This is a genomic window from Paenibacillus sp. GYB006 (assembly GCF_036577645.1).
Taxonomy (GTDB): domain Bacteria; phylum Bacillota; class Bacilli; order Paenibacillales; family Paenibacillaceae; genus Paenibacillus.
The window spans coordinates 587,246-599,682 of record NZ_JARBDA010000002.1; the positions used below are offsets into that span (position 1 = coordinate 587,246).

Annotated in this window: 10 protein-coding genes; 9 read left to right on the forward strand and 1 reads right to left on the reverse strand. The window is 40.0% G+C overall.

Annotation, left to right across the window (positions count from 1 at the left end; translation table 11 throughout):
• Window positions 1-538: 538 nt before the first annotated feature.
• The 7 genes from PV403_RS08100 to PV403_RS08130 all read left to right on the forward strand — a co-directional run bounded on the left by PV403_RS08100 (window position 539) and on the right by PV403_RS08130 (window position 7,862).
• Entirely contained in the window at window positions 539-1,357 is an 819-nt protein-coding gene (locus tag PV403_RS08100; RefSeq protein ID WP_332084139.1) for a class I SAM-dependent methyltransferase, read from the forward strand.
• Window positions 1,358-1,414: 57 nt separating this feature from the next.
• Window positions 1,415-1,813, forward strand: coding sequence for a hypothetical protein (locus PV403_RS08105; protein WP_332084141.1), 399 nt, complete (start codon window positions 1,415-1,417; stop codon window positions 1,811-1,813).
• Between the two features lie 17 nt (window positions 1,814-1,830).
• The gene (locus PV403_RS08110; RefSeq protein ID WP_332084142.1) at window positions 1,831-2,907 is read left to right on the forward strand and encodes an NAD(P)H-dependent flavin oxidoreductase; all 1,077 of its coding nucleotides are present in this window, start codon (window positions 1,831-1,833) and stop codon (window positions 2,905-2,907) included.
• A 650-nt stretch (window positions 2,908-3,557) separates the two neighbouring features.
• A complete protein-coding gene (locus PV403_RS08115; RefSeq protein WP_332084143.1) occupies window positions 3,558-5,060 on the forward strand; it encodes a UDP-N-acetylmuramoyl-L-alanyl-D-glutamate--2,6-diaminopimelate ligase in 1,503 nt (500 codons plus the stop codon).
• 203 nt (window positions 5,061-5,263) lie between these two features.
• The gene (locus PV403_RS08120; protein WP_332084144.1) at window positions 5,264-6,274 is read left to right on the forward strand and encodes a phosphotransferase enzyme family protein; all 1,011 of its coding nucleotides are present in this window, start codon (window positions 5,264-5,266) and stop codon (window positions 6,272-6,274) included.
• 273 nt (window positions 6,275-6,547) lie between these two features.
• Complete coding sequence (rhaD, locus tag PV403_RS08125; protein WP_332084145.1) at window positions 6,548-7,390, forward strand: rhamnulose-1-phosphate aldolase; 843 nt, start codon at window positions 6,548-6,550, stop codon at window positions 7,388-7,390.
• A 163-nt stretch (window positions 7,391-7,553) separates the two neighbouring features.
• A complete protein-coding gene (locus tag PV403_RS08130; RefSeq protein WP_332084146.1) occupies window positions 7,554-7,862 on the forward strand; it encodes a hypothetical protein in 309 nt (102 codons plus the stop codon).
• 163 nt (window positions 7,863-8,025) lie between these two features.
• Here the strand turns inward: PV403_RS08130 and PV403_RS08135 are convergent, their stop codons facing one another.
• On the reverse strand, window positions 8,026-10,581 hold the full coding sequence (locus PV403_RS08135) for a pectate lyase family protein (RefSeq protein WP_332084147.1): 2,556 nt from the start codon (window positions 10,579-10,581) through the stop codon (window positions 8,026-8,028).
• A gap of 233 nt (window positions 10,582-10,814) precedes the next feature.
• On the opposite strand from PV403_RS08135, the gene PV403_RS08140 reads away from it, so the two are divergent.
• Together PV403_RS08140 and PV403_RS08145 are read left to right on the forward strand one after the other, a co-directional pair.
• Entirely contained in the window at window positions 10,815-11,606 is a 792-nt protein-coding gene (locus PV403_RS08140; protein ID WP_332084148.1) for an AraC family transcriptional regulator, read from the forward strand.
• Between the two features lie 37 nt (window positions 11,607-11,643).
• On the forward strand, window positions 11,644-12,297 hold the full coding sequence (locus tag PV403_RS08145) for a M48 family metallopeptidase (protein WP_332084292.1): 654 nt from the start codon (window positions 11,644-11,646) through the stop codon (window positions 12,295-12,297).
• Window positions 12,298-12,437: the final 140 nt, after the last annotated feature.

Genomic DNA, 12,437 nt, shown 5'->3' on the forward strand with positions numbered 1-12,437 from the left:
TTCATGGCAGCAAACGTAAGCATCACCTTCATAAATTTTTGTTAATTTCCTCTTTTATTTTACAAACCAAATATCTTCTGGCACGGAGTTGGATTTTGAGCACACTTCAAGTGGTCACGCTTAACAACAATTACTACTGATAGAAAATAAAATAAATTGGTTACTTAATAAATTTGCGGGATGCGTTTGATAGCAACTTTTCTAATGTTTTTAAGAATCAACGATGAGTTGTTTTGTTCATAAAGAAATATAAAGCCTATATTTAACTGCTGAAAAAATAAGGACAGAGGTAATAGATTGAGTTTAGTAGCAATCTCTAATTTATATTTGAGCCTTATTGATAATAAATCAAAAAGATGAGAGGTTTGTGTCCATATAAATTGATAAACGGAAAAAAAGAAGCTCATGAGCCTCATATTCTTTTTATCTGAAATAAAATCTACTTAATAAAGTAAGAAGTCATTATTTAATGTGGTAATATATGTTTATTATGTAAGTTATATCGCATTCAAATAAAGATACGGGGGTTGATTGAAATATGAAGACTTCAGATTCAACATATGATGTTAGTAAAACAAGTCTAGGTATGGAAGCGGAGCTAAACCGCCTTAAAGCTCAAGCTTTGATGGGATGGGAGAAAGAATGTAGATATTTGCAGTGGTATGGTTTGTCAGATGGAATGAACGTGCTGGAAGCAGGATGCGGACCTGGATATGTGACGGAACAGCTTATCAAGAATTTCCCTAATAGTGAAATAACGGCGTTGGATTTTGATTCTGCTTTACTGCAAAAAGCGGAAGAGAATCATAATTCATCGAAAGTGAAGTACGTACAAGCCTCCATATACGATACGAAGCTTCCTGATGATCACTATGACTTTGTGATTGCTCGTCTCATTTTCCTTCATTTGTATGATCCCTTAAAAGCAGCATTAGAAATTTTCCGGGTGTTAAAACCTGGTGGGAAAGTAGCGATTATCGATATAGATGATGGGATTTTTGGAGTTGTAGAACCTAGTATTGAATCCTTCCGTTCCGTTCTTGATAAATTAGTAGCGATGCAACGAAAAGCAGGCGGAAATCGAGAAATTGGGCGAAGTCTACCAAGATTACTGAAACAATCAGGGTTTTCTAATATTGATATGGAGGCTGTTTCTGTACATAGTGATTTAGTTGGATTAGAGGGTTTTCAGGAGCAGTTTCATCCGAATAGATTTGAGCAATTTTATAGACTAGGCATCTTATCTGATAACGATTTTCATAATATTGAAAAAGCTCATGATAATTTACTAAATAACCCAGATTCTTATGCCATGATGATTTTTCATATCGCTTGTGGAACGAAATCTATTCAATGAAATGAAGAAGAGACGGAACAGAGGTAGCTGTAGTCCATCTCTGAAGAGGTGAAATTTGTGTTTTCTAAACAAGAAATAAAGCGTATTTTGGCCTCATGTTTGAGCTTATTATTTCTCGCTTTCTTTGCTACCTTCACTGTATTCTTTATGGATAGTAAGCAAGAGGATGCTCTTTCATTTACGTTATCAATGGACGAATATGCTCCGTTTGTTTTATTCGTTACGTTATTTGCGGTGTATCCTATTCTCGTTGTTGCATTTACAACACCTTTTTTAATCCTAAAGTATTACAACGTGAGTATTTGGGTGCGCGTATTCGTATACATCATTGCTGGGGCGACCATTATGGTAATTCCCACCTTTTTAGATAGTTATGAATTTATTTCTATACTGGTCGCATTACTCTTTGGTTTGTTCGACTTCATATGGTCAAGGAAAGACACATCAATAGACTGAGCGAGAGGACGATGACTATGGCTATTCAACTTGATAATAATTTGTGCAGTATTCTTAACATTCGTTATCCTATCGTGCTTGCTGGAATGGCAGGGATACCGAATATGGCGAACCTAGTATCCGCAGTTTCTAATGCTGGCGGGCTTGGAACCCTTGGTGCAGGATACATGACTCCTGAAGAAATGAGAAGTGCGATTAAGAAAATAAAGCAACAAACACAGGCTCCTTTTTCTGTGAATCTTTTCTTACATGGGGTTCCAGACCCATCTAAAGATGTTGAAAGCGTACAGTTTGAGCTTAACAAAATACGAGAGCGTATTGGAGTACCTATTCCTTCTACTAAAAATATGAATACACCCGATTATTTCGAAGAGCATTTTACCGTCTTATTGGAGGAAAGAGTTCCTATCATTAGCACTACATTTTCAATTCTTCCTGAAGCCAAAATGCAACACGTGAAATCAGCAGGTATGAAGGTCATGACTACAGTAACAACGGTGGAAGAAGCGATCCAAGCGGAACAAAGTGGCAGTGACGTAATTGTTGCGCAAGGCAGTGAAGCAGGAGGACATCGTGGGACGTTTGATCTCTCTAATGATCCTTCTGGGGCAAATATTGGAACAATGGCACTTATACCACAGATTGTGGACCTAGTTCAGATCCCAGTTGTTGCTGCAGGAGGGATTATGGATGGAAGAGGGCTTGTCGCAGCATTAGCTTTAGGAGCACAAGGGGTTCAAATGGGAACCCGATTCTTAACTGTTACCGAGTCAGGAGCGCATCCTGTTTATAAGAATGCGTTACTTGAAAGTACAGAGGAAAGCACAGTTATTACCAAAGCATTCTCCGGAAGACCAGCCAGGGGGATAAAGAATGAATTCATAAAGCAATTTGAAGCTAGTGATGTTGAACCACTTCCTTATCCTATACAAAATGCACTCACGAGAGATATTAGAAATACTTCTGCTCGTCTTAATAACCCTGAGTATATGTCGTTATGGGCGGGTCAAGGTACTAGAATGTTAACTGCTGATCAGTCTGCGGGTGAAATCATCAATCAGATTGTACGGGAAGCTTGTAAAATTATTGAATAGATTGTGCCCTAATCGAGATGGAATCTTCTTTCTACTATAATCAGTTCAGTTTAGAAACTGCTCCATATGTTTCAATTAGAGAGGAGAGCCTGCCTAGTGAGTACTCCTGTCTTTCTACTGATATTTTATGTGGTGATTTGTTTACTCATCAACGAGATGATTAAATTTCATGACCTTAAACAGGGTGAAAAGCCGAATCACTGGGGATTAAGAATCGGGCTTGTGCCATTACTAGCCCTTCTTCCTTTTGTACCTATCATATTGTTCACCTTTTTTTATACCCTCTTTTTCTACTCATTTAGTGAGTTCACGAATATATTTAGTGCGAGTTCACATCAAAGTTTATTCAATTTTTCGTTAGCCATGTTAATTGGTTTTTTTATATGTGAAGAAGTATTAAAACCAATGGTCATTACCATATTAAAAATGGGTTTGCGTCTACATATTTCAGAATACTCAAAGCATGTGATTACGATTGTCATAAACAGCATATTCATATATCTTATATCCAGATATTCTCATGGGATCTACATCCACAGTTTTACATCTGCCATTTCTATTGCCGTTTTTTATAGTATGATCGACTGGATTCTGATGCTCATCATTCATCTATACAATAAGTTAAAAGCTAAATTGTAGGGGGAGTAACCTTGAAGTTACAAGAACTCATCAATCAGCTTCATGTGAAACACACAAATGGGGATACAAATGTGGAAGTATCAGGGGTTAGCATCCATTCTCAAACTTTGAAGCCAGGGGACATTTTTGTTTGCATACCGGGCGTGAATGGACTTCAGGAGGATCGACATCTTTTTATTGATAAAGCCGTGGAAGCGGGGGCTGCTGCAGTCATTGTCGAACGGGATGTGAAAGTAAGTGTTCCAACGGTAAAAGTATCCGATGCAAGGTACGCTCTGGCGGTCTTATCCAACCATTTTTATGGTTATCCAAGTGCTGAGCTAAAATTGATTGGAATTACAGGAACCAATGGGAAAACGACAACGAGTTATATGCTTGAATCGATTCTCACGGAAGCAGGGTACCGAACAGGACTCATGGGGAATATCGGAACAAAAATAGGATCTGAATGGTTTGAAACAGATATAAACACGCAGGATCCAAATCGTTTACAATACAATCTTCGAAAAATGAGAGATCAGTCCGTCGATTTTTGTGTCATGGAAGTTTCATCACAAGGTTTACATATGGGACGTGTTTTGGGGTGTGATTTTAGAACCGCTGTACTTACCAATGTATCGCAGGATCACTTGGATTATCACGGAACGATGGAAGAATACATTGCTGCCAAAGGATTGTTATTCTCACGAATGGGGAACTCTTTTTCAGCTGACCCTCTAAAGAAGAAATATGCAATTCTGAATGCAGATGATGAATCGAGTCATGATTTCAAAGGAGTGACACCGGCACAAGTTGTTACGTACGGAATAGAGAGCAAAGCCGATGTGATGGCAGAAGACATTCAGCTTACTTCAAAAGGCACAAAATTCACCGTCAGTACATCTATAGGCACGGAAATCATGGAACTTAATCTGGTTGGTAAATTTAATGTTTATAATGCACTTGCAGCCATCAGCTCGGCAATAGTTGAAGGGATATCACTAGAAAACATAAAACGCGGGTTATTATCACTGCAAAGTGTTGCTGGGCGAATGGAAATTATTCATGCCGGTCAAGATTTTCTTGTACTGGTTGACTATGCTCATACACCGGATGGGCTAGAAAATGCCCTTACTACATTACGTGAATTTGCTGAGCAGCAGATCATAACTGTGTTTGGTTGCGGTGGAGATCGGGATAAGAAGAAACGCCCCATCATGGGTAAGCTGGCAGCGGAATACAGCGACATCGTTATCGTGACATCCGATAATCCTCGTTCGGAAGATCCTGATCAGATTCTTCTTGATATTGAACAAGGGGTGCTGGACTGTGATGACTTCACAGGTCAGTACGAACTCATCACCGATCGCAAACAAGCAATTGAGCGAGCAATCAGCTTAGTGAGGCCAGGAGATATTATATTGATTGCAGGAAAAGGGCATGAAACTTACCAAATTTTAAAAGATCATACGATACACTTTGATGATCGGGAAGAGGCAAAAGAAGCGATCTTTCGGATTAAATCCAATCACTAGTTACTAATGTTGAGATTGGCGAATAGACGGTTATTTTAAAAGTCCATCAAGTAGAAGAGGTCGCCAGTTGGCGGCTTTTTTTTCGATTAAGGAACAATCGTTCATTCTTAGTAAAAATCAGCTTAAAAAATTTATTATCTCTCTAACCATTTACTGGTCAATTATAATTACCTAAAGATATCTTCAGGAAAAGGAGCACTATGATGGCTAAGGGATTTCAGATGGATACCGAGATCAATCGGAAAGATACGCTAAAACAAACCAAGCAAGCTGCTCTCTATGCACTACAAAAATACGAGATTAACTGGAATTCTATTCACTTCATCCAAATATCGGAGCATGTCACTTTTCGAATTGCTGCTGACCAGGGGGAATCGTTTTTACTCCGTATTCATTCGGCAGGCAAAAATCCGAAAGAGATTAGCTCTGAACTAGAATGGACTACAGCGATGAAAAGTAAGGGCATAACTCTGCCTGTTGCCGTGCGGAATAGGGGGGGCTCTTTAGTTACTACTGCATACACAGATGACGGAAAGCAGTACTATGCCACTTTATTAACTTGGGTCGAAGGTGAGCGTGTAGAGAAGGGGGAGCATACAGAAGAGACGATACAAAAGATGGGGGAATTGATGGCACATCTTCACGAAGCAAGCGCTGATTTTAGCCCATCCACTAACTTTTCACGTCCTTCTTGGGGCATTCATACTTTTGAGAGAGATTGGGCTCATCTAGAACTCAATCACAGGCATTTTATATCAGATGAAGCAATAGAGTTGTATTCACTGGCTGCTCAGAAAGTGACAGAACTACTTAAAACACTTACAAGTCACGAACATGACTATGGGATGATTCATGCTGACTTACATAATGGAAACATCGTGTTCTTTGAAGGTGAACCTTATCCAATTGATTTTGGCAGGTGCGGGTTCGGTTATCACTTGTACGATATAGCTCAGTCCATTCTTGGACTATTCCCTCCGCAGCGCCTTCTTTTTATGAAAGGGTATGAGAGAATTAGACAACTTCATGGTGAATACCTACCGAAGTTGGAAGCTTTCTTCATTATGGCACTCATTGAAGCCTATAGTTTTCATGCAGACGATTCTGCCGAGTGGGATGGGTTAATTGAAGAACAACCTTATGCGGAAGCCATATTAAAAGCTTATTTAAACGGTGCACCATTTTTATTCGTGCCACTGGAGATTTCTAGCTAGCAGCTATTAACTAAATAGAGGCAATATGGCGGCTAACGTTAACTATAAAATAATATCTTTCATTTTAGCGAACCTATTGTAAACAAAGATACACCTTATCGATCTAAGATGGTGTATCTTTGTTTATGTGGACTTCAAAGAAAATAACAGATATGATGGATAGTAAAATGATGATTTCAGTAATCTAAGAGTCAAACCAAAAGAATTGTTCTAAATGTCTCACAAGATCTATTGTAATGTTTACTTATACTAGAAAGGATTGTGGTGACGAAGATGAGTACGACTCATGGATTTAAAAAGGGGAATGTTCCAGCACTCGATATACCATTTGTGAGAGTGATGGCTGAAGCAACACAGCATATGTGGAGATTTGGCTGGGACGAACGAAATGGAGGCAATGTCAGCTATCTTCTTGATGAATCAGAAGTGGCTGCCTATATGGATATTGAACGAGTGATCCGTACATTTAAGCCTGCATTTCCAGTTAACGAACTAGCGGGAAAATACTTTATCGTAACGGGTTCCGGGAAATATTTCAAAAACATTATTGATGATCCAGAAGCTAATCTAGGTGTGATTCGTATATCTAAGGATGGAGAGACCCTTGAACTTCTTTGGGGATTACCAGATGATGCGAAGCCAACAAGCGAGCTGGCTGCCCACTTCATGAGTCATATTGAAAGGATAAAAATTGATCCTAATCATCGTGTAGTCATACATAACCATGCGACAAATGTGATAGCGATGACTTTTATTCACGAATTAAATGAGGATAAGTTTACGAGAACCTTATGGGAAATGTGCACGGAATGTATCGTTGTTTTCCCTGACGGTATTGGAATTATTCCTTGGATGGTACCCGGTTCTAGTGAGATTGGACGCGAGACCGCACTCAAAATGGCGGAACACCGTGCCGTGTTATGGCCGCATCATGGTATCTTTGGTACAGGCAATTCTATTGACGATGCGTTAGGTCTTATCGAAACGATCGAAAAAGCAGCTCAGATCTATATGTTAATAGCACACCACGAAATCAAGCAAAGAATAACAAACAAAGAATTAATCGTACTTGCAGAGGAATTTGGAGTTGTACCACGTCCTGGAATATTAAATTAATCAATTCGAAGCTTCTATCCATTAGGATAGGGCTTTTCTTTTTGTAATTAAACAAGAATGAGCAGGACTTTCTTTGACAGAAGATTCGGGGAATGAGAAAATAGGATTCGATGTAAAAAATGTAGAGTGTAATGAAAGTGATGACAATATAGGAGGCATATCAATGAATCAGCGTTTTCGTATAACACGATCGATGCAAGAAAATATAACAGAACAAGCGATTACTTTGGAAGAGTGCAAAGATTACTTTGCAACGAAACCCGATTTCACCTACACGGAGGTATTTACCGTGAAAGGCACGGAGAGCACGATGTCGATCAAAGGTGATTTTTTCATGTGGAAGCATGAGGATCTTGAAATTCCATTCCGACTTTACATGGGAGACATCTACGTAGCCGTTGCAAACGAAGCAGTCATTCCTAAAATGCTAGAAATTTCATCAGATCTTCGAGCTGATGTGGTTGAAGGGTAAACCTTATTTTTAAAAGAATCATAGCCTGCTAGATGAATAATTTCGTTCAGGTAACCAGGCACATTTTGATCCCCATACACAAAAATATGGGGGATTTTTACCATCCCCCATAAAGTAATCTTACTATTCAAGATATTTTCTACTCACCACATGTGGCTGCAGCTTACTCACCTATTGGATTAAAGCTATCCTTAACGCTCACATTGGAGAACTTCGCATAGTTCAACTGCTCAATATCATTCGCTACATCATTGCTGTCTACAGCCATGCCAACAAATATGGAATCTCGCATCGCGATCGTTTTCTCGCCGATTTTTGTCCAGTTGCTACCGTCTGCTGAACCATAAGCATAGAAGGTATCACCTTTGCGTCCGAGTTTGAGCCAGTATCCTTGTTCCACCCCGCCCAGTTTAAATGCAATGTCAGGAAGGAGTTGAATACCTGCTTCTTGTGCTGCAGATGGGCTATCCAACGTTTCCGTTAATCGATCAAAGTCCGCGCCCTTGCTGTTTCTTCCTGCTAGGTAGGTAGACCAGCTGTAATCTTTCGATAATTTCACCGAAGAGAGTCCTAAAGCAGCGGTAGCGCTATCCTTTTTCAAGTCATCTCGAATCATCAGACCTGTAAAGGCATGATTATCCACAGAACCAATCTCCTCCAGCTTCGCGGTAATCTCCATATCACCTGATAATTCCTTATAAACGAAATGGAAATCGTCCTTATCTGCATCATTCTCACGTGATTGTTTTGTGCTGCCTTCACTCATCCCGAGTTTCCCATTACCTTTCACGGTAAATACTCCATCTGTCATACTTGCAGTGCCCTTAAGATCAGGAGATCCAACATCGTCAGATTTATAACCTTCACTAGCAAGAGAGCGAGATGGTGCGTTTACATGAATATTAGCAGCGGTAGTTTGAGTTGTATTTCCTTTCGAATCCGTAACTCTTGCCGAGATATAATAAGAAGCATCTGCAAGATCTTTAATCGTGTATTCGTAGTTATTCCCTTTTTTCACCGCATCGCCAAGATACTCCGAACCATTGTATACAGCAACCTTACTAATTTTATGTCCGAATTTGGAGTCCGCTTTGATTTTCACGGAGACGGCTTCTCCTACTTTCAATTGTGTATTATTATCTGGTTTTGTCATTTTAGCTTCGGGATTCTCCGCCACATGATTCATATCGACTAGACTATTGATGTAGAGTTCAAGCCAGGTATAACCTTGGTCTGTCACCGTCTTATATGCATCTGTGGTATCCCAGATCTTGTTTTTCTTTTCCCAATTATCCTCAATACCATTTTGATTCGTGTCATAATTCGCAGGATGCTGTTCCTCAATCACGCCAAAAGGAGAGATATAACCTCCAACCTCATGTTCTGTGTTGATGTATCTACCTAAACCTTTTTCTACCTCAGCTACAATTCTTGCATCGATTGCATCACGACGAGGATAGGTGGCTCCTGCTTGCTGCAAGATCGTGTCAAGTAATTTACCATTCGCTATTTTCACACCATTTTGTACATAATCATCAAAAGCTTGATTCGTAATTCCATGATTTACTCCCGTGCTATCTGCGGACAGATAGGGTGTAGTTGCATAGGTCGTCTTTGTGTCACCTTCGACGTCACCTGAGTTTTGGATATGTTTCGAGGAAGGATCGAGTAAACCCGTTGTTTTATTATTAATCCGATTGCCTGAGATGTAGAACCCGCCAATCTTTTTAGATTCGCCAGCATCTAGGACTCGGTCTGCTACATTATCCCTGGTGCCTGGGCCTGCGATCTCTACGTTGTTCATAAAATTAGTATAGGTAAAGCCGCCGCCATATGTAGTATTAAATCCCCAGTTATAGATGACGTTGTTAGAGAATTGAACGACAGCGACATGATCTGCGTTTGCCGCTCCAGCATATCCACCGCCGAGTCTTGGATTCCGCGAAGTATGATTTGCGTACAGATTATGATGGAAGGTTGTTTTATCTCCACCCGCAATACCGCCGTAGCCATGACGACCTTTAGAGTGCCCCGATAGCGTCAGACTCTCTGATATGATCGACCACTGAATTGTTCCATTTTCACCTCTGTAAGTAGACAGGGTCTCATCTGTGTTCCAACTGAAGGAGGAGTGATCAATAATGAAATAGTTGTTGTCTCTTCCCCATAGGGCATCCATTGAATCACTGCCATTATAGACATTGGTTGCACCTGGGCGGAAGGAGAGATACCTGATGATAATGTTTTCCGAATCGCTGATGTTCGTATCCCAGCCCGCAATGGTAATTCCATTGCCAGGTGCCGTTTGACCCGCAATGGTCAGATTTTTAATGTTTTTCAGACGAAGGGTGCCTTTCAGTTCAATGGTACCGGAAACGTTGAAAACAATCGTACGTCCTTCTTTAGGAGTAGATTGAATCCCATATCGAAGCGATCCTTCAATGGGTTGATCTTTTTCAGCATAATCCTTAAGGTTTGTAACAATGTAAACATCGCCGCCTCGACCGCCGCTGGTGTAGGCACCGCCGCCTTCTGCACCTGGAAAAGCGGGAATCAAAGCTCCTTTGAACTGACTTCCTTCCGCTGCCTGTACAGATTCAAGACCAAAAGGCTGCAATCCTGTGAATGAAAGCGCTACCGAAAAACTCAAAAAGACGGTCATCATCTTTCTTGAACCTCTTCCTCTTAACTTCCATTTCATCTGATTGTTGTATAACATGAATGCATCCCTTAGGACGTAACTGCAATCCTGTTATACTCCCTCCCCTCATTAATATGTTGCTTACGCTATTACTTTAAATCTTCTCCTATGTATTTACATGCCATAAATCTACTTTTTTGTGCCAAATATTGTAGTTTGATCTTGTACTAAGGAGGATATCTATATTATGTTCTTAGTAGTGCAGTTGAGTTCGTAAGGGAATTCCAATGCGAATAGGGGAGGAGTAAGGTATGAAAATCAAATACCAGCATCGCGATCACGATTTTCATCTATTTATTTCTACGAATAATACGTATCCTCTTCATTTGCATAAGAATGTCGAAATCACCATGGTGTTATCAGGGGAGATTAATATTACGATTAATCAGCAAGATTATGTTTTGTCTGAAGGAGAGATGTCGATCGTTTTTCCTAACCAGCCTCATAGCTATAAAACGATGAAAAACAATCAGATTTTGCTGATCTTTTTTGATGCTACCTTCCCAGGGGACTATACAGGAGATTTACTAAACTATATACCAGACAGTCCGATCATCCCAAAAAAAGAGGTCATGATGAACGCCCTCACCATGCTGTGCAAATTATATGATGAACAAGTAGACAGACGCTTGATTAAGGCATACCTAACCGTGATTCTAGGACATGCGATGCCGTTATTGTCTCTGCAAAAAGCAGATTATACGAAAGACATGAATATCATTCAAAAAATACTTACCTATATAGACCTCCATTACTTAGAGCCGATCACGCTTGATACCCTTTCAAAAGAGCTCGGGATCAGTAAATTCCATGCTTCCCGGACATTCTCCGAACAGTTCCAAATCTCTTTCCGAGATTATATTAACGCCCAGCGGGCCGCTTATGCTTACATGCTGCTGACGTCCACTACGAAACCGGTCACCGCTATTGCGTTTGATTCTGGATTTAATAGTTTGCGATCTTTCTATCGTGCTTTTAAAAAAGAATATGCCATAGCACCTAATGAATTTAGAAGAAATATTTCGGAAGCCATGCGTTTATAGTAATATAGAGAAAAAATATATAGAAACGATGTTGATGATGAAAATTGAACTAGACAACCGGCAAATTGAATTTCATGTGGAATACGGACCACGCAAAAAACTCTCGATTCAGATCTATCCTTCGGGCCTGATCATCGTGAAAGCACCAAAGCATACAGAAGATGAGGTAATCATGAACGCCGTACGTCAGCAAGGAGATAAGATTGTAAAACAACTCCGCGCGATTGAAGCTGCTCGTACTCCGTCAAAGATAAGAGAATACGAAGAAGAAGGGAAATTCCTTCATCTTGGAAAGTATTATTTCTTGCACGAACTCATTGAGACGCAGGGACGAACAGAAGAAGAGTTAAGAGCTGATTTAAAGAAATTTTACTTCACAAGCTGTAAGAAAGTGATTAGCGAACGTATCAAAATTTATCAAAAGCAGCTTAAAGTTACACCCAAATCCTTTGTTATTGAGGAATCCAGGACGAAGTGGGGGAGCTGCAACTCAGCGAAACAGCTTACTTTTAATTACCGTCTTGCTATGGCGCCGATCGAGGTCATCGATTATGTCGTAATTCATGAACTCTGCCATCTGCTACATATGAATCATGATCGTTCTTTTTGGAGACGAGTCGGAAGTATAATGAAGGATTACAAAGAAAAAGAGGCCTACCTTGCGAGGTATGGGCACGATATGTCATTGTAAACATCGCTAACAAACCATATATTGTAAGGTTTGTTCTTTTCTTGTGCATGTGTTGTAGAAACCGCTCATAAAACTTGAATTTTCGCTTTCTGACTAATAATATTAATCCATAGAAATGTTTAGGATAAGGGGAAGTTTGA

Coding starts and splice junctions, on each gene's coding strand:
- rhaD (WP_332084145.1), top strand. CDS start 6,548: ATGAGTACGACTCATGGATTTAAAAAGGGGAATGTTCCAGCACTCGAT.
- PV403_RS08130 (WP_332084146.1), top strand. CDS start 7,554: ATGAATCAGCGTTTTCGTATAACACGATCGATGCAAGAAAATATAACA.
- PV403_RS08120 (WP_332084144.1), top strand. CDS start 5,264: ATGGCTAAGGGATTTCAGATGGATACCGAGATCAATCGGAAAGATACG.
- PV403_RS08145 (WP_332084292.1), top strand. CDS start 11,644: ATGAAAATTGAACTAGACAACCGGCAAATTGAATTTCATGTGGAATAC.
- PV403_RS08110 (WP_332084142.1), top strand. CDS start 1,831: ATGGCTATTCAACTTGATAATAATTTGTGCAGTATTCTTAACATTCGT.
- PV403_RS08135 (WP_332084147.1), bottom strand. CDS start 10,581: ATGTTATACAACAATCAGATGAAATGGAAGTTAAGAGGAAGAGGTTCA.
- PV403_RS08140 (WP_332084148.1), top strand. CDS start 10,815: ATGAAAATCAAATACCAGCATCGCGATCACGATTTTCATCTATTTATT.
- PV403_RS08100 (WP_332084139.1), top strand. CDS start 539: ATGAAGACTTCAGATTCAACATATGATGTTAGTAAAACAAGTCTAGGT.